Source organism: Candidatus Bathyarchaeota archaeon (assembly GCA_026014805.1).
Lineage (GTDB): Archaea > Thermoproteota > Bathyarchaeia > Bathyarchaeales > SOJC01 > JAGLZW01.
Genome location: JAOZHR010000010.1, coordinates 42,061 through 63,017 on the forward strand (window position 1 = coordinate 42,061; position 20,957 = coordinate 63,017).

The following is a 20,957-nucleotide window of genomic DNA, read 5'->3' on the forward strand; positions in this document are numbered from 1 at the left end:
TTTGGTCACCTCAACGCGTTTATGATCAAGCTCATCTGCATGTCGGTGAAGCCCTTGATATCAATTGCTGAGCACCTGCAAGTAGCGGCGCAGGCTCCGCATCCCTTGCAAAGTGCGCTGTTCACCTTTGCTATTTTCCCCCTTTTGGTTTCTTCAATTTCTATGGCGTTGTAGGCGCATACCAGTATGCAGAGCTCGCACGCTGTGCACCTATTCGGGTTGACAGTGGCGATGATTCCCTCAGCCTCGATGGTGTCTTTCGTCAGCAGCGTACACGCTCTGGACACCGCGGCCTTCGCTTGAGAAATACTCTCTTCTATAGATTTCGGTGAGTGAGCCATCCCGCACACGAAGATGCCTTCTGTAGCGAAGTCGACAGGGCGAAGCTTGGCGTGCGCCTCTAAGAAGAAGCCGTCTTCGTTTACGGGAACCTTCAGCATCTTGGCTAGAGTCTCGTTTTCTTCGAGTGGAATCACGGCTGCGCTCAGAACGAGGAGATCTGCGTCTATGATGATGTCTTCTTGGATGGTTGGTTCAAAAACTGATATCTGCAAGACTTCTTTTCCTCCTGACGCGGCCTTGGCAACCTTCGGCTTGTTTTCTTCTTCGTAGCGGATGAAGACGACTCCCGCCTCTCGAGCCCTTCTGTAGTGTTCTTCCATTAGGCCGTAGGTTCTTATGTCTCGGTACAGAATGTACACGTTAGCGTCCGGGTCTTTCTCCTTTATTTTCAAGGCGTTCTTGACTGCCTCTCCACAGCACATTCTGCTACAGTATGGGTGTTCGTCATTCCTAGACCCTACGCATTGGATCATCACCATGTTCCCGAACTTTTCGTTGCCAGCAGTGGCGATTGTATTCTCCAATTCCAACTGCGTCAATATACGGCGGTCCTTTCCATAGAGGTACTCATTCGGGTGGTGTTCTTCGCCTCCGGTAGCCACGATGATGACTCCGTGATCTAGCTCCTTTTTCGCTTCGCTGCCCGAGTTTATGGTTACAGTGGTTTTGAAGTTTCCCACGTAGCCGGAGACGTTCTCGACCTTTGCGTTAAGGAAGACTTGGATCAGCTTGTTCGAGTTTACCTTTTCAATAATGGTTCTTAGGTACTCTTGGGTGTCGTCGTTGTCCAACGTGTAGTATATTTTGCGCAGGAAGCCTCCAAGCTCATTGTTCTTTTCTACCAAGTCAACTTCAAAGCCTTGTTCGGCTAAGGCTAGAACCGCGGTCATTCCGGCCAATCCTCCCCCGATGACGAGGCCTCGGCGGGTGACCCCCAGAGAAAGCCTTTCTAAGGGCTCCAGCATTCTAGCCTTCGCCACAGCCATTCTCACCAGATCCTTCGCCTTCTCGGTAGCGGCTTCAGGATTGCGCATGTGCACCCAGGAACATTGGTCGCGGATGTTCGCCATCTCGAAGAGATACCTGTTTAAGCCAGCTGCCTTTATCGTTTCTTGGAAGAGAGGTTCATGGGTTCGGGGTGAACATGAGGCCACTATAACTCTGTTTAGTTCGTATTCTTGGATTCTCTTCTTGATTATCTCTTGAGTGTCTGAGGAGCATGTGTAGAGGTTTTCGCAGGCGTAGACAACGTTCGGGAGAGTCTGAGCATAATCCACAACGCTTGGAACGTCTACAATCCCTCCAATGTTGATGCCGCAGTAACATATGAAAACCCCTATTCTGGGAGGCTGACCTCTAACATCCAGCTCTTTTGGATATTCCTTCTTCTTGACCAGGGTTCCTCGAACAGAAGAGAGCAATTCGCCCACACTGGTAGCGGCGGCGCTGGCCTGAGTAACGGTTTCAGGAATATCCTTTGGTGATGAGAACATGCCACAGACGAAAACTCCAGGCCTAGAGGTTTCCAACGGATGAAAAGGTTGGGTTTTACAGAAACCGTGCTCGTTCAGCTCAACACCGAGGCTTTTAGCTAGCTTCTTAACGTTCTCGGATGGTGTAAAGCCGACCGATAGGACGACTAGGTTGAACTCTTCTTCGTGGAGCCTTCCGTCTTCGGTTTCATACCGTATCCTCAGGTTTTGAGTTTTGGGTATCTCCTTTACTTCGGACACCCTACACCTGACAAACCTTAATCCGTACTCGTTCTTAGCTCTCTCAATATACTTGTCGAAGTCCTTCCCGTAGGCCCGCAGGTCTATATAGAAGATAGTGGGTTCAATCTGGCTCATGTGCTCTCTGGCTATAACCGCCTCCTTCGTGGAGTACATGCAGCAAACCGAAGAGCAGTAGCCGTTTCCACACGTGACATCTCTAGAGCCGACGCACTGTATGAAGGCAATTTTCCTAGGGATATCTCCGTCTGAAGGCCTCTGTACACGCCCCAGGAAGGGGCCAGAGGCACTCAGGATGCGCTCGAACTCGATACTCGTGACCACGTTGGGGTATCTTCCGTAACCGTACTCACTCTTCAACCTGGCGTTAAACTCTTCAACGCCGGGGGCTAGAATGACAGCGCCAACATTCAGCCTAACTTCTTTCTCTTGATCCGAGTAGTTTATAGCGTCGGCCAGACAAACGTTTTTACAGAGCCCACAGCCTACACACTTTTCCCTATCGATCATGTACACCAAGGGAACGGCTTGCGGGTAGTTGATGTGAATCGCCGTTCTCTCACTCAAGCCTTTGTTGAAGGTGTCTATGGCGTCAACTGGACAGAACTTGGCGCACACCCCACACCCTGTGCACTTCTCGATGTCAACGTATCTCGGTCGTTGTCTCACTGAGACGTTAAAGTTGCCTACCTCTCCAGAAATCTCGGTGACTTCGGAGCAGGTCAAAACCTCAACGTTCAGGTGTCTTCCGCATTCCACAAGCTTTGGGGACAGAATGCACATGGAGCAGTCGTTGGTTGGAAAGGTTTTGTCCAGCTGCGCCATGACTCCGCCTATAGCCGAGGAGTTGTCCAATACGTAAACTTTGAAACCTGACTCGGCTAGGTCAAGTGCAGCCTGTATCCCTCCAATCCCCCCACCTACAACTAGCACTGAACCCACCTTGCTGGTTTCAGAAACCGGGTTTTGCAAATTCACCATTTTGGCATTCTCCAGTTGTCGAATTTTTCTCTCACCCTCCCGTCCTGCGGTACTTCGGGCTGTTTCCTTCAATTCCCACGACAGAGACTAATCCGTCGCGCTCAAGAGAGACCATATTTCTCAGTACTTCCCTCGGTGAAGCTTCCACTCTCTGGGCAATCTCTTTGACAGAAAGAGCGTCTTCTTCCATGGAAAGGAGAATTCTTCTTTTTGCAAACTCCTTTTCGATTGTTTGGAGCGTCAGTTGGTCGAACTTTTCTTGTGACACCTTCTCTCCGAAGACGTTCTTGTCCTCTACGAGTTCTCTTTCTCTGCCCACAAGCCATCTAATTCTCTCCTGGGCAAGGACTTCCCTGGCTGCGACTAAGCATGTCTTTAACTCTTGGGATTCCATGTCTGTTTCTTTGCCAAGTCGGCCCAATTTCTTTACCCTCTCTGTAAAATTTTTCACCAGAGTTGCGAAACGTTCACCCTCAGCCGCAGACACCCAATCGACCAGCAATCGGTCAGGAGATAACCCTACATTTTTCAGAACTTTTTTAGTCGTCTTCATTCTTCTCTCCGCGTAGTAGTTTCCAGTCATGTAGTGACAGGTTCCTAAGTGGCAACCCAGAACCATGACACCGTCCAGCCCTCGGATGAATACTTCTAGGACGATGGTTGGGTCAACCCTTGCTGAGCACATCACTCTGATAATTCTGATGTTTGAAGGGTACTGAAAACGGCTGACTCCAGCCAGGTCTGCGCTGGCGTAGGAACACCAGTTGCAGAGAAATCCGAGGATGTCTGGTTCAAAGCTTTCTTTGAAGGTCAAGGTTTCACCTCAGTTAGGGGAATTACTTGAGCGAGGAGTTGCTCATCTGTGAAGTGCTGCATGGTGATCGCCTTTTGAGGGCAGCCAGCTCCGCATGCCCCGCACCCCTTGCAGGAAGCGGCTATCACCTTGGCTTTTCTCCCTTTCTCGATCTCTTCGACTTGTATCGCTTTGAAGGGGCAGGTCAGCTCGCACAAGCTGCAGCCTGAGCATTCGTCCTCATTAACCAGAGGGATTAGGGGCTCAGTTTTCACATGTCCAACTGCCATAGGTATGGACGCTCGAGAAGCTGCGCCATACGCTTGGGAAATGCTCTCGCCGACATTGGCTGGCCAGTGGGCGCAACCGCATACATAGATGCCGTCCGTAGCGAAGTCGACAGGTCGAAGTTTCACGTGGGCCTCTAGGAAGAAACCGTTCTCATCCACAGGCACTTTCAGTTTCTGTGCGAGGTCTCTGGAGTCGTTGTGAGCAACCATGGGGGTCGACAGTACAACGAGGTCATAAGGCAGGATGAGTTCTTCGCCTAAAAGCTCATCATAAACTCTCACCGATCCGTTCTCGAGGACTGGCTGCCTTTCTGGCGAGTGTTTTATGAACGTTATGCCGGTTCCTCTCGCTTTCCCATAGTAATCCTCGTATTTTGTTCCTGGGGTCACTATATCTCTGTAGAGCACGAAAACTTGAGCGTCTGGGTTAGCTTCTTTGATCAGCATGGCGTTTTTGAGGGCGGTTGGACAGCAAACTTTAGAGCAGTAAGCTCTTTTTTCGTTTCTCGACTCTACGCATTGAATCATCACAACAATGTCAGCGTTGAGCCTTCCTTCCTTCAGCATTCGTTCCAGTTCCATCTGGGTGATAACGTGTTCTCCATCGTAGGCATATATGCCCACGGGCTTGAGCGTATCAGCCCCTGTTGCCACTATGATCACTCCGGCCTTGAATAACTTCTCCTTTTCTCCTTGCTTTACTGTTACATCATAGTTGCCCACGAATCCTTTAACTTCTTTAACTTCGGAAGATGTCAAAATCTCTATCTTCGGGTTATTCTTAAGCTTCTCCGCTTTCGCTTGAACCCACTTTGAGGCTTCCTCGTGCGTTGGGTAAAGCTTGTAGAGGCTGTTTAGAGTCCCGCCTAGCCGGTCCTCCTTCTCCACCAGCTTCACCTCAAAGCCTCGGTTGGCTAGGCTTAGCGCACAAGTCATTCCCGCAATTCCTCCACCAATCACCAAAGCGCACGGATTGACCTCAACCTCAGTCTCTTCCAAAGGCTCTAGCAGCCCCGCTCTCGCGACTCCCATCCTTATGAGGGCTTTCGCCTTTTCGGTTGCCCTCTCCCTTTCTTGCATGTGAACCCAAGAGCACTGGTCCCGTATGTTGACGAACTGAAAGAGGTAGGGGTTCAGTCCTGCCTCCTTGCAGGTGGACCTGAACAGGGGCTCGTGGGTCCTAGGAGTGCAAGAAGCTACGACCACCCGGTTAAGTTTGTTTTCGACTATGGCATTTTTTATTTCTGTCAATCCGGCATCAGAGCATGTATACTGATTGCCCTTCGCGAAAACAACATAAGGCAAACTCAATGCGTATTTGGCGAGTCCCGGAACGTCCAAGAACCCTCCTATGTTTGTGCCGCAGTGACAGACGAAAACGCCAACTCTTACTTCATTCAAGCTCTTTTCACCTCATCACCGTTTCCGCCGCTCTCTCGGCTGCTCCACTCGCTTGGGTAACAGACTCTGGTATATCCGTTGGGTCCCGACAGCAACCACACACGAATATTCCCGGCTTTGTCGTGTCTAACGGGATGAGAGGGTCCGTCTTGAAAAAGTTATATTCGTCAAGCTCGACGCCCAGAGCTTTTGCCAGTTCCTTTACGCTCCTCCTTGGCATCAGGCTTGTCGCCAAAACCGCCAGATCTACGGTCATTTTCTTTGTTTTTGAGCTCTTAGTTTCTTCGTACCAAACCATGAGGTTCTCGTCATGGTCTTCGGTGATCTTGGCTACTCTTCCTCTGATGTATGATATGTTATACTCTTGCTCTCCCCTCGCCACGTACTCTTGAAAGTTCTTGCCTGGGGCCCTGAGGTCCATGTAGAATATGTAAGACTTCACCTTGGGGTTATGTTCGTAGGCAAGCATGGCCTCCTTGGTTGCGTGCATACAGCAGACGGATGAGCAGTAACGGTTGTTTTTGAGATCTCTAGACCCGACACATTGGACGAAAGCGATTTTCGCTGCGGGCTTATCGTCTGAGGGTCTCAGAAGGTGTCCTCCAGTGGGTCCCGAGGCGCATATCAGCCTTTCGTATTCCAAAGAAATGACGACGTTCCTGTACCTTTTGTAGCCATACTGGGAGATTCCAGACGGGTCGTAAGGGTCAAAACCAGTGGCGACGATGATGGCACCAACGTGCAACATTACGTTTGTGTCCTCCTGCTCAAAGTCTATTGCCTTCTTAGAACATATCTTCTCGCAAATTTTACACACTCCTCTCGTTAAGTAAAGGCAGTTTTCCCGATCGATACTCATGACCGCTGGGACTCCTTGAAGGTAGTATGGGTATATAGCTTCCCTCTTTCTCAGTCCCATATCAAACTCGTCAGGTACCTTCACTGGACACTTGGCAGCGCACTCTCCACAGTTGACACACTCCTTTTCCTTCACAAATCTAGCATACTTACGTAACTTTACAGAGAAATCTCTCACTTGTCCCGTTACCTCTTTGACCTCCGACAGCGTGTGGAGGGTGATGTTTGTATGTCTGAAGCAATCAGCCAGTTTTGGGGCTAGTATACAAATGGAGCAGTCGTTTGTCGGAAAAGTCTTGTCAAGTTGAGCCATCCTCCCCCCTATGCTCGGCTGCCTCTCAACTAGGTGCACCTTTATTCCCATATCTCCGAGGTCGAGTGCGGCCTGAATGCCAGCTATCCCACCACCGATAACCAGAATTGCCTTAGGCTTTTCCCCCAAGGACCTTTCCTCCCGCCAATTCCGAAAGCCTCTCCTTGGCTCTCATCTTCTTTCTCCTAGAGTAGGAGACGATCTTAGCCATCATCTTTGTCTTCTCCAGCTTACTTTCCTCCACATCTTCGAATGTTCTCTCCTGGATGTAACCCTTACGAAGAGCTTCATCGTAGACTGATGAACCTAATTCTGTCCTTATAAGAACTGTAGTGTATTCATTGGGTGAACCAAGTCCTCCAACCGAGATATCTGCATACTCGTTGCTGAAGTCTTGACATGCAAAACATGCTGGGCGAGCAACTTCATCTATCTCTTCTAATGGGACATGAATTGTCACGCCCTTAGTGAGGGTAATTATGAAGTCGTCTTTGATATTTAGTTTAACAATATTCTCCAGATTGATGTCGAGTTTTTTTTCTAACCTTTCCCTCGCTACGTCATTGAAGGAGAAGTTCTCTATGCAGAAAAGTCCTATTGTATACTTTATGAGGTGAGCTGGGATGATCCCCAGGCACTGCATCTTTCGGATCGCGTTAATCTGGCAGGGAGTTCCAACCACAGCGATATCCTGTAGATATCTTTTCTCTAAGCTCTTTACTGTGGACAGGATCGGGGTGTAAGTAGTATATTTTCCCCCTAATTCTTCTAGGTGGAGGGACCCTGAGAACGTAGAACCCGCCGCTTCGATGAGCCCCTCACGTGTCCTAGCTATTATCGCCTTCCTAGCGAAGCGTCCGGTCTTCTTTGAGACAATTGCGCCATTTATCAGATTGCGCTCTAATAAGTATATAAGGAGGGAGGTCACTACTCCTCCGTCTGTGCAAATTTTTTTTATCTTTTTATCTGTCGTCTGAGTGGAGATTACCTTCTGGTATTTTCCAATAGAGGGATTCCAACCGAATTTTTCCTGGAGCTCTACATTTAACGTATCTGTTTGGGGACATATGAGATAGCATATTCCGCATTTTAGACAATTATCCTCGTTGATGTATCGTGGCAACTCGTTTTCTCCCATCTCTAGGGCGTTAAGTTCTCCAGCTGAGCAGAAAGAGACGCAGCCACCACACTTGCCACATATTCCGGTTTCAACAACTTCCTTGATCAGGTCTTTAAATGACTTAACCTCCTCCATGTTAACCAAGCCTTAGAATGTTAGTATAATTTTGTACCATTATTTAGGAATTTCTTATTTGCAAATTGGAGAACAATAGATATAAAGCAGCGGTGTAAACGTATAGCTTCTCATGAAGTCTCGGAGAGATTCAAGCTGCCCAGAAAAATAGTAATTATTGGCGCCAACGCTGCTGGCGTTCATGCAGCCAACGCGGTCCGCAAAACCGATTCGAAGGCTGAAATAATTCTAATAGATAAGGAGCCATATCCAGCGTACTCTCGTTGCGGTATACCGTATGTGTTAGCGGGTGAGATACCCAGTTTTGAGGATCTCATGGCCTTTCCTCCGTCCCACTATAGAATGATGAAATTTGATCTACACCTTGAAACTAATGCTAAGTCTATCAATCTCGATGACAAAAATGTTCTAATTGAAGACAAGGATGGGAACTTTGAAACAAAAAAATATGATTCATTGATCCTCGCCACTGGCGCTGACCCATTTGTTATCCCGATAGAAGGTCACGACCTTCCAGGAGTGTTTGCAATGAGGACGGTGGATGACGGAAAGGCAATCCAACAGGCAATGAAGACTGCTAAGAGCGCTGTTGTTATAGGGGCTGGATTTATTGGCTTAGAAACAGCACACGCCTTGGCAGCGAATAAAATTAAAACCACGATCATCGAATTGATGCCATATGTTCTTCCTGGATTATTCGACGAAGATATGGCCGATTATTCACAGAAAAAGATAGAAGAACACGGCGTTAGCGTCGTGGTGGGTAGACGGGTGGATGCGATTCTAGGAAAAGACAAGGTTGAAGGTGTAAATGTAGGAGGCGAAGAAATAAAAGCGGATGTGGTTGTGATGGCGGCAGGCATTAGACCTAGGACAGACTTGATAAGGGGACTAGGAGTGGAGCTTGGTGTAACTAGAGCCATTAGAGTAAACCCCAGAATGGAGACCAGCGTTTCAGGCATATTCGCGGCTGGAGACTGTGTTGAGTCTCAAAGCTCGATCACAGGGTTACCATGCCTTTATCAACTTGGAACCAACGCAGTTAGACATGGAACAACCGCTGGAATAAATGCCACAGGAGGATACGCTGCCAATCCACGCGTTATATGCAGCGCGGTCACGAAAATCTTCGATTTTGAACTCGGTGCAGTTGGTCTCTCAGAGTATCAGGCCGCCAAGATCGGTTTCCAAACAGTCAGTGCAAGCATAACAGGCAGAACACGAGCGTCATATTTTCCGGGAGGAAAAGAAATCAAAGTAAAAATTATTGCCGAGCCTGTCATGGGAAGGGTTATGGGAGCCCAATTAGTCGGAGGAGAAGATGTGGCCCAGAGAATTAACATGCTCTCCGTGGCGATACAAAAAGAAATGACGGTGTTAGAGCTTTCAGCGGCAGATACCAGCTACGCTCCTCCAGTAGCTGAAACTTTAGAGCCCGTAGCGTTAGCCGCGGAAATCGCTGCGAAGAAAATAAGGCGACGGCGTTAGGCAGAATCTCCAGTAGGCACTGACCGCGACATTCAAGGCTAATCACGCCCAAAGAAGTTAGAAACTTTAGAAGGCTGAATGAATGAAAGTTGGCACATACAACATCCCTGAAAACCTTTATTACATTAAAGAACACGAGTGGATCTTAATGGAGGATACTGGCACCGCGAAAATTGGCATCACAGATTACGCTCAGAAAGCGCTAAGGGAGATTACATACTTTTACGTAGAGAAGAGAGGTGTTGAAGTCAAACGGATGGAGACAATCTGCAAAATAGAGTCAGTAAAATGTGTTGCTGAGATAATGAGCCCCCTTTCGGGCGTGGTTGTCAGATTCAATAACGGACTAATTGACAACCTAGCCATAATAAACAATGACCCTTACGGCAAAGGTTGGATGGCAATTATCCGCCCTACGAACTTTGACAAGGAGCTAGAAAAATTATTAAAACCAGAACTTTACGCCAAGCACATTAAAGAACTTACCAAAATTGACGAAACTTTATTGATTTATAGATGGAAAAAAGGAGCAAAGAAAAAAACGGACGAATAAGAAAAGTTCTACACCTAGACACCAAGCTTGCTCAATAAATCAGACGTTTTCACACGGTTCATGCCCAACTCTAGATCCTTTGGGTCTATTCCGAGAGCAAGCCCAAGGACTTGTGGATAGAAGAGTACCGGCAGGTTATAAGCGACATTAAACCTTCTCTCTATCACCCTCTGATTTCTGTCGTACATAGAGCCACACAAGGGGCACATCAGAACTATCGCGTCGGCACCCATAGCGTTGACATTGTCAAGTTTCCTCTTTGCCATCGCCAACGCAATGTTATCGTCAATGTCCAAAGTCACTCCGCCGCAACACTGCGTCTTATCCTCATATTCTACAGTCTCCGCGCCCAGGGCAGAGATAAGTTCATCTAGAGTTCTTGGAAACTCGGGGTCCTCAAATTTGTCAAAAACGTCTGAAGGTTTAAGATAATGGCATCCGTAGTGGGAGGCTAACTTGAGTCCCTCCAAGCTGTTCTTAACCTGGCTTCTAATCTTTTCAGGACCAACGTCTTCGTACAGAACTCGCACAAAGTGTTTAACCTTGACCTTTCCTTTGTAAGCCCGACCTATCTTCTGCAGTTTCTCGTTGACCTCTTCCCTTAACCCATCATCGTGTGTCAGCTCTTTGCTGGCTTCCGCCAGCGTGGAGGCGCAACCTGTGCAGATGGTGCATATGTCTATGCCCATGCCCTCAGCAACGCTTAGGTCCCTGGCAGCTAGAAGCAAGGCTGTTTCTTGGTCTACGGACTTTATAGGGAAGCCGCAACAGGCAAAGTCCTCTGCGTCTATGAGTTCCACTCCAAGTTCTTTGGCGACCTTCCTCGCTGAAAGCTCAAACTGTCTAGACATCACAGGTGCAAGGCATCCCAGGAAAAAGGCGTACTTCACTTTATTCTCCTCCTCCAGCGCCTGACAGTTTGTTCAAGCCAGTTAGCTTAAAGAGCTTTTGAACCTCTTCGTTTATAGGTGGAATTTGCGGCAACCCGAGTTCCTTCCGTTTGGTGTTGTCAAACTTGCTTATGGGGAACAGTCTGCCATTAGCCCCTACAAGCTCCACTCGTTTAGCAAAGGAGCTGTGAATATAACCTTCTTTGACTGCCAGATTTTTGAGAACGTTCATCACGTCGGCTATCCTAACGTCCTGTGGGCATCGTTCCTGGCAGGTGTAACATGCAGAACACAGCCATATGAAGTCGCTTGAAAGGACCCTTTCCCTCATGCCGAGCACGGTCATGCGTATGATCTTTCTAGGATTGTATTTCTCCTCTATCTCCCTAACCGGGCATCCGACATTGCATGTTCCACACTGATAGCACCTCTTTATGTTCTGTCCTCCAGGAGCTTTAGAAACTTCGTCTTTGAACCTAGGGTCGAGTTTGGTGACCACCAAAATAGGCCTCTCCGCACTTAATTTGAATAACCAACCTTTGTAGTTGAATATGCCATCCAGCGTTCCTCATTTTGAGAATAATATAGAACCATTTGACTTAATTTAAGTATTTGTTTTTGGCGCGCGGTCATGTCCAGTGACACAACTCTTTGACGCGCAAATTGACGTCATAGGCTGACAGAATTCTTTGCAAGAAGAGAAGGAATCACAACCGTAGTTAGAACAATCACTTTGAAGACGGGAGCGGACTGTTATCTTAGCGCTATGCCAATAAAGTGAACCTTGTTGTCGAAAAAGAATCGCAACGAATAGTTGGAGCCCAGATTATTGGGGTAGAGGAAGCTATCCAACGCATAAATCCTCCATCCTTTGCCATACAAAAACAGATGACTATTCAAGAACTAGCGAAAGTGGACACAGCGTACGCACTACTCCTGTGCGAGACATGAGAACTCATGGTCTTAGCCGCAGAAATTGTGCTGATGAAACTCCGATAAAACATAATTTCCCTCTTCTTTTCCCAAAGAACTTTATATACCGTAGGAAAATTAATATGGAAAGCATATTTACAGTAACGTAAAACTATGAACAATGGTGATTTAGAATGGCGATAAAAGTAGCTATAAACGGATTTGGCAGAATTGGACGTTTACTCTTCAGAGCTGCTACAGAAAGAAAAGCCAACATAGACTTCGTAGCGCTAAACGACCTCGCACCCGCAAAAACCTTAGCATACTTACTTAAAAACGACTCAGTACACGGACATCCACCATTCAACGTAAGAGTTGAAGAAAACACGATAATCGTAGACGGCAAACCGATAAAAGTGCTCTCAGAAAGAGACCCTGCACAACTTCCTTGGAAAGACATGAACGTCTACCTAACTGTTGAATCAACAGGGCTATTCACAGCCAGAGAAAAAGCTTCACTACACTTGCAAGCAGGCGCCAAGAAAGTCTTAATCTCCGCACCCGCCAAAAACCCAGACATAACCATAGTGCTAGGCGTAAACCACGAAAAATACAACCCTGCAAACCACAACATCATCTCAAATGCTTCATGCACAACAAACTGCGTCTCTCCAGTTGTCAAAATATTGAATGATAACTTCGGTCTAAAGAAGGCACTTATGACAACCGTCCACGCATATACAAACGACCAAAGAATCCAAGATCTAGTCCATAGAAAACTTCGCAGGGGCAGAGCAGGAGCAGTGTCAATTATACCCACAACAACAGGAGCCGCTGTAGCCGCCACCACTGTACTTCCAGAACTTTCGGGAAAAATGAACGGCCTTGCCTTAAGAGTTCCAGTACCTAACGTTTCAATAGTCGACCTTACTGCTTTGCTGGAAAAGGAGACAACGGCGGAGGAAATTAACGGTGCGTTCAAAGCAGCTGCAGAGGGACCGTTGAAGGGGATAATGGACTACACAGAAGAACCGCTTGTGTCAGTTGACTTTAACCACAATTCATACTCTGCAACAATTGATGCACTATCCACGATGGTAGTTGGTGGCAACTTGGCAAAGGTGCTTGTTTGGTACGATAACGAATGGGGCTTCTCCTGCCGCATGGTAGAACTCATCGAACTCATAGGTAAAAAAGCCGGCTTGTAAACAACGCAAAACGTTCCTGAAAAATGTCCTTAGAGGCATTCGCCCTCTATTTTTTTGGTTGGTAAAAAATGTCGAAAATCTTAACCATAAATGACTTCGACTTCAGAAACAAAACTGCTCTGGTAAGAGTGGACTTTAACTCTCCAATTGATCCCCAGACGAAGAAGGTCCTAGAAGACGTAAGGATTAGAGTACATGGAGAAACAACAATTAAAGAACTCGCTCAGAAAGGCGCAAAAGTCGTAGTGCTAGCTCATCAAGGAAGACCTGGAGAGCCCGACTTCATATCTCTTGAGCAACATGCAAAGATTCTCAGCAAGATACTGAATAAGCCCGTCAAGTACGTGGATGACCTTTTTGGAGAGAAAGCTAAAAAGGCCATAAAAGAATTGAAAAACGGACAAATTCTGATTCTAAAAAACGTTAGAACATACCCCGAAGAACGAAATAAGGAAACTCCCGAAAAACACGCAAAAACAGATTTTGTAAAATCGCTGGCACCCCTAGCTGACGTGTTCATCAACGACGCCTTTGCAGCTGCCCACCGCTCCCACGTTTCCATCGTGGGCTTCACAGCTGTCCTACCTAGTGTTGCGGGGCGAATTATGGAGAAAGAACTCAACGCCTTAAGCAAAGCCCTTGAATCGCCAGAGAAGCCCTGCATCTACATTTTGGGCGGTGCCAAGGCAGACGATGCCCTTAGAATTTCGAAGTACGTATTGGATAACAACATCGCTGACAACGTTTTAACAGGTGGTGTGGCGGGGCATCTATTCCTAGCTGCAAAAGGTGTAGACCTTGGAACCCCAAACATAGAGTTTCTCAAGAAGAAGGAGTTACTAGGCTTCGTTTCTGGCATTGAAAAATTGATAAGAAGCTATCCAGACCAAGTTAAAACGCCTTCCGACCTGGCCATAGATGTAGATGGTAAACGGGAAGAAATAGCCATAGAAGAGCTTCCGACAAACTATCCAATATGCGACATTGGAACGAAAACCATTCAGCACCATGGCGGAATTATACGAAAAGCCAAGTCTATCGTAGTCAGCGGACCTATGGGAATTTTCGAAAACAAAGAATTCATGAAAGGAACTAAGGAAATCCTAGAAGCTGTAGCAGACTCGAAAGCCTTCTCTCTTGTTGGAGGAGGTCACACGGTAGCGGCAGTTGAACAGTTGGGGCTTGAAAAGAAAATGGGTTACATAAGCACAGCGGGTGGAGCGTTAATAGAGTTTCTAATGGGCGAAAAACTGCCTGGGGTGGCTGCTTTAGAAGCCGCGGCAAAAAGACAACCCTAACTTCCTTCTTTTTTATTGAAGAATTTGGGGAATGGCTGCGGTAATACCGTTTATCACGAACTGTATGGCGATTGCTAGAACGATTATGGCCATTAATTGATTAACTGCACGTAGCCCTTCGTCGGATACAAGCTTTGAAATTTTTGAGGCGTACCTCATACCGAGATACAGTACTAATATTCCAACCGCGATTCCGACAAACACCAGAAATGTGTGTAGCAGCGTTTCAGCTTGAGAACTGAGGAGTATCACAGTTGTGATTGTGCCGGGACCAGCTGTAAGCGGAAAGGCTAATGGAACGATGGCAATGTTCTCTCGTTCTGCCTCTGAGTATTCTTTTCCTTTTGGATGGAGCATGTGGATTGCAACTGAAACCAACAGGATTCCGCCTGCGATTTGGAACGCTGCAATTGTTATGTTGAAAATCGAGAATAGCAGTTGTCCTGTTAAGGCGAAGAACACTAAGACCCAGAAAGAAATGCTAATAGATTGTCTGACAATTTGGCGTTTTTCACTTTCGTTTAAATCCTTTGCAAGAGTAATGTAGGCTACAATGGTGCTGGCGGGTTCAATCACGGCCGTAATCGAGGTAATCGCTAGAATGACAAACTCTAGTGAGCCAATCATAATATTTGAAACCTCATATGGTTCCTATAGGCGTTCTTCATATCCTTCGATAGTGCAGTGCTTTTTAAGGTATTCCTCCAATTTGTGTCCCAACACTAGTTTTAGCAAGTTCATTCGTATTTTTAGGTATTCACCTTGAAGGATGTCGAAGTGAAAGCCGTCCCATTTTCGTCCATTAACGAAAGCTGCTTGCCTCACCACTCCACCTTTTTTGAAACCGCATGCTTTCAAAGCCTTGTGAGCACGGTGATTGTATTCTACGCTCCATGCTTCGCAACGTTCCATATTCAGTTGGTTGAAGGACATTTCCATCAGAGCTACAGTAATTTTTTTACCCAAACCTTTTCCCCATAATTCTTTCTTGCCAATGTATATTCCAATGTCTGCGGTCTTTACGTTGCCCCATTCCTCTCGTCGTATACGAGCAATCCCGATAGACTCTTTTGAATCAATGAGTTCAACGATAAGGTGAAGCTGTTTCTCGTCCTTGACCCACTCTTCGTATTGCTTCTCCAGCTGAGCCATATTTACGAAGTTCAATGGGTTACTTCGTGAGTACATTATTAGTTCAGAATCGTTTTCCCACATGTGCAGCAGCTTCAAATCTTCTCTTTCAGTAGGTCTAAACCTAAGGTTTCCAAACTCAAACATACAGATTCACTACCTGAATCTACAACGCTTTGGGCACTGCAAATTATTAACTTTAGCTATGATACGGTGGCCAGAGCCAGTTTCCAACAAGTACCTTTTAAGACTTTATTTCAGGCCTTTGAGATACTAACTCCTCTAAGCTTCTTGCGAAGTCTGTTTCTAATAGTTCATTTACATCCCCTATAGAGTTCTCTAGCTCATAGTCGAATTTTATCTCCCCTAAAAAGGACACCTTGAACTTTTCAACATTTTCACGAATGAACGATGAATCGGTCATCTTCATGTTCTCCACAACACCAATGATAGGCACATTCAAATCCCTCAGTAACCTAATCAATTTTCTCACTGTTTCAAATGCCACCTTAGATGAAGTCGTAACCACGAGAAAGTTGATGTCTTTGACGAGTCTTATCATATCTAATGTCGCATCTCCGATGCCAGGAGGCATATCAATCACTAGGAAATCCAACGAGCCCCACTGAGTGATAGCCAATAACTCTATTATTGCGTTAGAGATGTCGACGCCTCTCAAAGGCGTCGGAGCATCACCTGAGTAATAGATGATCGACATGTGCATTAAACCGTGAGCCACAGGCGGGACAATTCCCTTTTCTTCCTTTGGATACAATCCGTCAATTTCCAATATAACATGGGTAGACGGGCTAGAGAAATCCAAGTCCAGTAGACCCACTTTATGGCCACTTCTCGAAAGAGTAAGCGCCAAAGTAGATGCGATTAAGCTCTTGCCTACTCCTCCTTTGCCACTTGACACCGCTATTATCTTCCTTATTTTTGCCAATCTTTCATCGATTATGTTCAGTCTAGGGTCAACCATCGCTACTTTACTCCTTTTATGGAGCCTAGCCAAACTCCACGCCCTACGGAGACTTCAAAGTCTGGGCTGCCACATTTAGGACATTTTACGTACGTGTGAGCAATCTCCGGAATAAAGTGGATTGCTTCTGAGACAGCTTCGCTCAGGTTCTCTGCGCTAAAACTCCATTGATGCCCACAAACGTTGCATTTCAATTCAGCCCTTACAGTTTCAAAATTGAACTTTGCTTTTTTGAGAAGGGGAGACTGAAGTTGAGATAGAGCAAACTCGAAAATTTCCTGATCTATCTGTTGCAGTTCACCAATCTTGATTTTGACTTCAGTAATATCTTTAAGTCCTTCTTCTCCGGCTATTTTAAGAATTGTAGAAACCACTGCTTCTGCTAAAGCCCATTCGTGCATGCTGAAACCTCAGACTAGCTGTGTTTAAAAGTATTGTAACTTTGTGCGCAATTGAAACTTTTGGTCAGTTGGGTTTGATCTCAGCTTCTATTTGCTGCCATCCATATTTGATTAGCGCATCTGTTCTAAATCGCACAAAAACTGGACAAAAAAAGGCTTCACTAGCATCTTCGAGCAGGCACGCTTATATTGAAAAGATGTTCAACCTCACTTCTTCTACGCCCCTTCTGGCTTTCAACTTTTCTGCCAACCATTTTATTTCCTTAGCCTCACCTTTCACTGCAATTGTTTCTAAACACTTTTCTTTGCTTAAATGGACATGCATCGTTGCACAAATTATAGATTCGAAGTGGTGTTGGATGTCGATTAAATCGGATTCTAAGTTTCTTGTTTCATGGTCGTATATCAGAGTTATTGACCCTGCCTTTGTTCCTTTTACGTCTGCAAGCGCGCGCGCCTGACTATATGCTTCCAATAATAGAAGATCCTTATCTTTCGATGCTTCTTAGCGGGGTTTTGGGATTTGTTCTTGTCCTAGGCATAACGTTTCTGCTAGGAGTGACTGTAACGCATCGAGATGGTTAGTCTATATTCTTCTTTTTAATGCAAAAAGGCAGGTTTTGGTAGCGGGGAGTAGATTTGAACTACTGATCTCTGGGTTATGAGCCCAGCGGGTTAAACCTGGCTACCCCACCCCGCTTCACTTTTCAAGTTTGATATCATAGCATGCTTTAAATGTTTCGAGGTATCATTGCCTGCGAAAAGCATTATAACATCTGCCATGTTTGTCTTAGCTGTGCAGAGATTTGCAGAACTCATATATCCATGAACAATTTCGTCCAAAACTTGACAAGCCCATCTTTATAGAAGGACTTCCGGGATTTGGAAATGTAGGAAAGATTGCGGCACAATTGTTAATTCAATTTAGTGAAGCTAAGCTGTTTGCAGAATATTATTCACCATTTTTCCCAGATTACGTCACCATTAGTGGGGATGGGATTTGCAGTCCTCCACGTTACGAGTTTTATGTGCCTCTATCTGGAGAAAAGTTGAATGCAGTCGTTTTAACTGGGAATTTGCAGCCACCGCTGGATAATGTCGTGGCTCACTATGAAATATGCGAAGAACTTTTAGATTTCGCCCAGAAGTTAGGCTGTAAATCGGTGGTAACCATTGGCGGCGTGCCTGTCTCAACTGATAAGAAAGAAGTTTATGTGGCAGCTACATCAAACGAGTTGGCTGCAAAAGTCATGGGAGAGGGCGGCATAATCTATGGAAAGGGGCGAATTATGGGGGCTACCGGGCTGCTACTCGGGCTAGCTAAAGAGCGAGGGATGAATGGAATTTGTCTTTTAGGTGCAACTGAGGGGTTGCAGTCAGATAAGGATGCAGGGTTTGCGGCATTCAACTTGTTAACAAAGATTTGGGGGACAGGAAATAAGCTGGGGCAGTAGAAGAGAAAAAGAAAAAGGTTAATAGTGAAGTCTTAACGTATGTTTCACGAATGGAGGATGCTCGCTTAGTGAAAGCTATTAGCAGGTTTGCAAGGAAAGAAGTCAAGCAGATGTTGCATGTTGTTTTAGCTGCACTACTGTGTTTTATTGGCCCGACATATCTTGTAGCTGCGGTGAGCAAAATTATTCCTCAAATATATGCAATGGCTTTGGGTTTTGTCTGTTTCCTGATTGGAATTGTTCTTGTGCTTAGACTGGTTAAAGAGTGAGATTATGATTTGGCCATATTTTGGGAATTAGAGAAGAAAGGAGTGCGCACGCGTAGGTTTAGATTGATTGTTTTGAAGTGGCATTAGGTTTTTAAGTGATAGAAGATGCATGGGGCTTGATTGGGGAATGTGGGTTTGAGTTTTGCTGTTGTGGCAGAGAATCTTGTCAAAGTTTTTGGTAGTATTAGGGCTTTGGATGGTTTGAGTTTTAAAATCAAACGTGGCGAGATTTATGGACTTATTGGCCCTAACGGTGCCGGGAAAACTACGGCACTTAGAATTATCTCTACATTAATCATGCCATCCTCTGGTTCAGCGAAAGTATACGATTACGATGTGGTTAAGGAGGCTTCAGAGGTTCGTAGGCTCATAGCTTATCTTCCGGAAGAAGCAGGAGCTTACAAGAATCTTTCTGGAGAAGAGTATCTGAGGTTTATGGCGAAGTTTAGTTCAGAAAACAAAGAAGCTCTGGAGGAGACTATTAGAAGCGCTGCTGTGATTTCTGGGCTTGGTGATCGCCTGCGCGATAAGGTGAAAACTTATAGTAAAGGTATGAAACGTCGACTTCTCGTAGCTAGGGCGCTTATGACAAAGCCGAAGTTGGCGGTGTTGGATGAACCGACGAGTGGGTTGGATGTTCTTCATTCGGTTCATGTCAGAGAAACCATTAAGAAATATGTAAAAAGGCACAACGTTGCCGTTTTGCTCTCAAGCCACAACATGTTGGAGGTCGAATATTTGTGTGAAAGAGTTGCCTTGATTAATCACGGAAGAATTGTGGCAGAGGGCACTCCAGAAGAGCTAAAGTCAGAGAATAATGTTGAGAATTTGGAAGAGGCTTTCGCGAAGGTGGTTGGTCTTGCTTAAAGGTTTAGGAAACGTTGTTGTAAAAGAACTCAAAGAACTGCTGCGTGATCCGAAAATTCTAATTGGAATGATTGTTTTCCCACTTGTGATGCTCCCAATCATGGGATTTGTTATGAGAGGATCTATAGAATCAACAGAAGAGCGCCTTCAAAGCCTCCAAGTAGGTCTTGTAGATTTTGACCATGGTGTCATCGCTAAGAATTTAACAGATTTCCTAAATAGCTTTTCTACAATGACAATCATCAACATCAGCGCTTCAAACGTGGATGAAGCCGTAGAGATTTTGCAAACAGAGACAAATGCAACCGACCTCATTGTGGTTCCTTCAGGATTCACCGAAAATGTGTCGAAGGGAGATCCAAACTATCCCGCTACCGTTGAAGTTTACAGTGTTTTTACTGGCAGTGGCGGAATCGCTGAGGCGGCGAGTTCCTCAGTTGTTAGTGGGTATTTGGAGGCCTTCAAAAGATGGTTGGCGCCTAATCCATTTCAGACTGCATCAAAGTCAATTATTAAAGGTAAACCTACAGATGTCCCGCCTGGCGTGCTCTTCAGCATAATGTACTCGCAAGTTTTTGCTTTGCCTGTTACCATAAGTATATTGCTTGTTTTTTCTATGCAAATTGCTGCAACTTCCGTGGCATCGGAAAAGGAGGAGAAGACTCTTGAAACGCTGTTAAGTCTGCCCATAAGCCGTTTTACTATATTGTTTGGAAAGCTTGCGGGATCAACTATCGTTGCAGCTGTGGGCGCTATCGCCATCATTATAGGGTTTAATTATTACATGGGGTCCTTCATGATTATGGGCGACATGGGTGTTTCCGTAGACCTTGCAGCTATTGGTTTGGCTCCAACTCCTCTAGGATACCTGATTCTAGGAGCTTCGGTTTTCATGTCTCTGCTTTCGGCTCTTGCTTTAGCGATAATTATATCGGCTTTTGCAGAGGATGTTCGAGGTGCGCAGTCAGTCGTCGGCTATCTTAACGTCATTATTATGCTGCCCATGTTCATCATCATGTTTGCTGACTTCAATTCTCTACCTTTAGCAGCCAGGATCGTTCTTCTTGCCATCCCGTATACTCATCCAATGCTGGCAGCCCAAGCTACTCTCACTGGAAACTATTTAACCGCGGTCTTCGGCGTTATCTACGTGGCAATATTCACGGTTGCCTTGCTTTACATAGCTGCAAAACTGTTTGCCACAGAAAAGATTTTGACTGCAAAGTTGAAGCTCAGAGGTTTAAGGCTTAGAAAGAAGAAAAGCTAGCATCCAAGGTTCAAACTTTAAGCCCACACACACAACCTGACCAACCAACCAACGACTGGGATGCACCTGCTTACTGACTCACCAGTATCAGCACTGACATGCGGAAGCATTCCACTGATTACAGGGCAGTTACTGAGGGGCATATGGGGCATAAAAGGGCATAGGGGTTTGAGTTATCATTATCGTTATAATAGTATACGTATGTGCGTATTTTTTTTTAGGATGCAGGAAGGGAAAATAGGGCTTGCATAGGGAAAAGAGGCTTTATGCA

Annotated in this window: 21 protein-coding genes and 1 tRNA gene; 9 read left to right on the forward strand and 13 right to left on the reverse strand. The window is 45.9% G+C overall.

The window, feature by feature from the left end; translation table 11 throughout:
* Window positions 1-5 precede the first annotated feature (5 nt).
* Genes NWE91_02520 through NWE91_02540 form a run of 5 tightly spaced genes read right to left on the reverse strand, consistent with a single transcriptional unit; the run spans window position 6 to window position 7,966 of the window.
* Window positions 6-3,056: a CoB--CoM heterodisulfide reductase iron-sulfur subunit A family protein gene (locus NWE91_02520; GenBank protein ID MCW3985270.1), complete on the reverse strand. Its 3,051-nt coding sequence runs from the start codon at window positions 3,054-3,056 to the stop codon at window positions 6-8.
* Between the two features lie 31 nt (window positions 3,057-3,087).
* Window positions 3,088-3,870, reverse strand: a complete 783-nt coding sequence (locus NWE91_02525; protein ID MCW3985271.1) for a hydrogenase iron-sulfur subunit — start codon at window positions 3,868-3,870, stop codon at window positions 3,088-3,090.
* On the reverse strand, window positions 3,867-5,540 hold the full coding sequence (locus tag NWE91_02530) for a CoB--CoM heterodisulfide reductase iron-sulfur subunit A family protein (GenBank protein ID MCW3985272.1): 1,674 nt from the start codon (window positions 5,538-5,540) through the stop codon (window positions 3,867-3,869). The genes NWE91_02525 and NWE91_02530 overlap by 4 nt, the downstream gene beginning before the upstream one ends.
* 7 nt (window positions 5,541-5,547) lie before the next feature.
* Window positions 5,548-6,840, reverse strand: coding sequence for a CoB--CoM heterodisulfide reductase iron-sulfur subunit A family protein (locus NWE91_02535; GenBank protein ID MCW3985273.1), 1,293 nt, complete (start codon window positions 6,838-6,840; stop codon window positions 5,548-5,550).
* On the reverse strand, window positions 6,824-7,966 hold the full coding sequence (locus tag NWE91_02540) for a Coenzyme F420 hydrogenase/dehydrogenase, beta subunit C-terminal domain (GenBank protein ID MCW3985274.1): 1,143 nt from the start codon (window positions 7,964-7,966) through the stop codon (window positions 6,824-6,826). The genes NWE91_02535 and NWE91_02540 overlap by 17 nt, the downstream gene beginning before the upstream one ends.
* Before the next feature lie 156 nt (window positions 7,967-8,122).
* Here NWE91_02540 and NWE91_02545 point away from each other — a divergent pair, with 156 nt between their 5' ends.
* Together NWE91_02545 and NWE91_02550 are read left to right on the forward strand one after the other, a co-directional pair.
* Window positions 8,123-9,454 (forward strand): FAD-dependent oxidoreductase, encoded by a 1,332-nt coding sequence (locus NWE91_02545; GenBank protein MCW3985275.1) that lies wholly within the window; start codon window positions 8,123-8,125, stop codon window positions 9,452-9,454.
* A gap of 82 nt (window positions 9,455-9,536) precedes the next feature.
* Entirely contained in the window at window positions 9,537-10,007 is a 471-nt protein-coding gene (locus tag NWE91_02550; protein MCW3985276.1) for a glycine cleavage system protein H, read from the forward strand.
* Between the two features lie 14 nt (window positions 10,008-10,021).
* On the opposite strand, the gene NWE91_02555 is transcribed toward NWE91_02550, so the two are convergent.
* Window positions 10,022-10,897, reverse strand: coding sequence for a CoB--CoM heterodisulfide reductase iron-sulfur subunit B family protein (locus tag NWE91_02555; protein MCW3985277.1), 876 nt, complete (start codon window positions 10,895-10,897; stop codon window positions 10,022-10,024).
* Between the two features lies 1 nt (window position 10,898).
* Entirely contained in the window at window positions 10,899-11,396 is a 498-nt protein-coding gene (locus NWE91_02560; protein MCW3985278.1) for a 4Fe-4S dicluster domain-containing protein, read from the reverse strand.
* A 278-nt stretch (window positions 11,397-11,674) separates the two neighbouring features.
* Between NWE91_02560 and NWE91_02565 the strand changes: the two genes are divergently transcribed.
* The 3 genes from NWE91_02565 (at window position 11,675) to NWE91_02575 (ending at window position 14,315) form a co-directional block, all read left to right on the forward strand.
* On the forward strand, window positions 11,675-11,848 hold the full coding sequence (locus tag NWE91_02565; protein ID MCW3985279.1) for a hypothetical protein: 174 nt from the start codon (window positions 11,675-11,677) through the stop codon (window positions 11,846-11,848).
* A 155-nt stretch (window positions 11,849-12,003) separates the two neighbouring features.
* Window positions 12,004-13,017 (forward strand): type I glyceraldehyde-3-phosphate dehydrogenase, encoded by a 1,014-nt coding sequence (gene gap, locus NWE91_02570; GenBank protein ID MCW3985280.1) that lies wholly within the window; start codon window positions 12,004-12,006, stop codon window positions 13,015-13,017.
* A gap of 68 nt (window positions 13,018-13,085) precedes the next feature.
* Complete coding sequence (locus NWE91_02575) at window positions 13,086-14,315, forward strand: phosphoglycerate kinase (protein ID MCW3985281.1); 1,230 nt, start codon at window positions 13,086-13,088, stop codon at window positions 14,313-14,315.
* Between the two features lie 12 nt (window positions 14,316-14,327).
* Here NWE91_02575 and NWE91_02580 read toward each other — a convergent pair whose 3' ends face one another.
* The 6 genes from NWE91_02580 to NWE91_02605 all read right to left on the reverse strand — a co-directional run bounded on the left by NWE91_02580 (window position 14,328) and on the right by NWE91_02605 (window position 17,529).
* A complete protein-coding gene (locus NWE91_02580; GenBank protein ID MCW3985282.1) occupies window positions 14,328-14,942 on the reverse strand; it encodes a MarC family protein in 615 nt (204 codons plus the stop codon).
* Between the two features lie 24 nt (window positions 14,943-14,966).
* A complete protein-coding gene (locus NWE91_02585) occupies window positions 14,967-15,593 on the reverse strand; it encodes a GNAT family N-acetyltransferase (protein ID MCW3985283.1) in 627 nt (208 codons plus the stop codon).
* A 97-nt stretch (window positions 15,594-15,690) separates the two neighbouring features.
* On the reverse strand, window positions 15,691-16,428 hold the full coding sequence (locus NWE91_02590; GenBank protein ID MCW3985284.1) for an Mrp/NBP35 family ATP-binding protein: 738 nt from the start codon (window positions 16,426-16,428) through the stop codon (window positions 15,691-15,693).
* Between the two features lie 2 nt (window positions 16,429-16,430).
* Window positions 16,431-16,829 carry a hydrogenase nickel incorporation protein HypA gene (gene hypA / locus NWE91_02595; GenBank protein MCW3985285.1) on the reverse strand — a complete coding sequence of 133 codons (399 nt, stop codon included), beginning with the start codon at window positions 16,827-16,829 and terminating at the stop codon, window positions 16,431-16,433.
* 184 nt (window positions 16,830-17,013) lie between these two features.
* Window positions 17,014-17,304, reverse strand: coding sequence for a hypothetical protein (locus tag NWE91_02600; protein ID MCW3985286.1), 291 nt, complete (start codon window positions 17,302-17,304; stop codon window positions 17,014-17,016).
* Between the two features lie 146 nt (window positions 17,305-17,450).
* Window positions 17,451-17,529, reverse strand: a tRNA-Met gene (locus tag NWE91_02605).
* A gap of 106 nt (window positions 17,530-17,635) precedes the next feature.
* Here NWE91_02605 and NWE91_02610 point away from each other — a divergent pair.
* The 4 genes from NWE91_02610 (at window position 17,636) to NWE91_02625 (ending at window position 20,686) form a co-directional block, all read left to right on the forward strand.
* Window positions 17,636-18,283, forward strand: a complete 648-nt coding sequence (locus tag NWE91_02610) for a PAC2 family protein (protein MCW3985287.1) — start codon at window positions 17,636-17,638, stop codon at window positions 18,281-18,283.
* Window positions 18,284-18,351: 68 nt separating this feature from the next.
* A complete protein-coding gene (locus NWE91_02615) occupies window positions 18,352-18,552 on the forward strand; it encodes a hypothetical protein (GenBank protein ID MCW3985288.1) in 201 nt (66 codons plus the stop codon).
* Window positions 18,553-18,687: 135 nt separating this feature from the next.
* A complete protein-coding gene (locus tag NWE91_02620) occupies window positions 18,688-19,419 on the forward strand; it encodes an ABC transporter ATP-binding protein (protein ID MCW3985289.1) in 732 nt (243 codons plus the stop codon).
* Window positions 19,412-20,686 (forward strand): ABC transporter permease, encoded by a 1,275-nt coding sequence (locus NWE91_02625; protein ID MCW3985290.1) that lies wholly within the window; start codon window positions 19,412-19,414, stop codon window positions 20,684-20,686. The genes NWE91_02620 and NWE91_02625 overlap by 8 nt, the downstream gene beginning before the upstream one ends.
* Window positions 20,687-20,957 lie beyond the last annotated feature (271 nt).

Excerpts from the sequence above, each read along its gene's own strand:
- NWE91_02590 (MCW3985284.1), bottom strand. The coding sequence starts at position 16,428 with ATGGTTGACCCTAGACTGAACATAATCGATGAAAGATTGGCAAAAATA.
- NWE91_02585 (MCW3985283.1), bottom strand. The coding sequence starts at position 15,593 with ATGTTTGAGTTTGGAAACCTTAGGTTTAGACCTACTGAAAGAGAAGAT.
- NWE91_02580 (MCW3985282.1), bottom strand. The coding sequence starts at position 14,942 with ATGATTGGCTCACTAGAGTTTGTCATTCTAGCGATTACCTCGATTACG.
- hypA (MCW3985285.1), bottom strand. The coding sequence starts at position 16,829 with ATGCACGAATGGGCTTTAGCAGAAGCAGTGGTTTCTACAATTCTTAAA.
- NWE91_02520 (MCW3985270.1), bottom strand. The coding sequence starts at position 3,056 with ATGGTGAATTTGCAAAACCCGGTTTCTGAAACCAGCAAGGTGGGTTCA.
- NWE91_02575 (MCW3985281.1), top strand. The coding sequence starts at position 13,086 with ATGTCGAAAATCTTAACCATAAATGACTTCGACTTCAGAAACAAAACT.
- NWE91_02540 (MCW3985274.1), bottom strand. The coding sequence starts at position 7,966 with ATGGAGGAGGTTAAGTCATTTAAAGACCTGATCAAGGAAGTTGTTGAA.
- NWE91_02550 (MCW3985276.1), top strand. The coding sequence starts at position 9,537 with ATGAAAGTTGGCACATACAACATCCCTGAAAACCTTTATTACATTAAA.
- gap (MCW3985280.1), top strand. The coding sequence starts at position 12,004 with ATGGCGATAAAAGTAGCTATAAACGGATTTGGCAGAATTGGACGTTTA.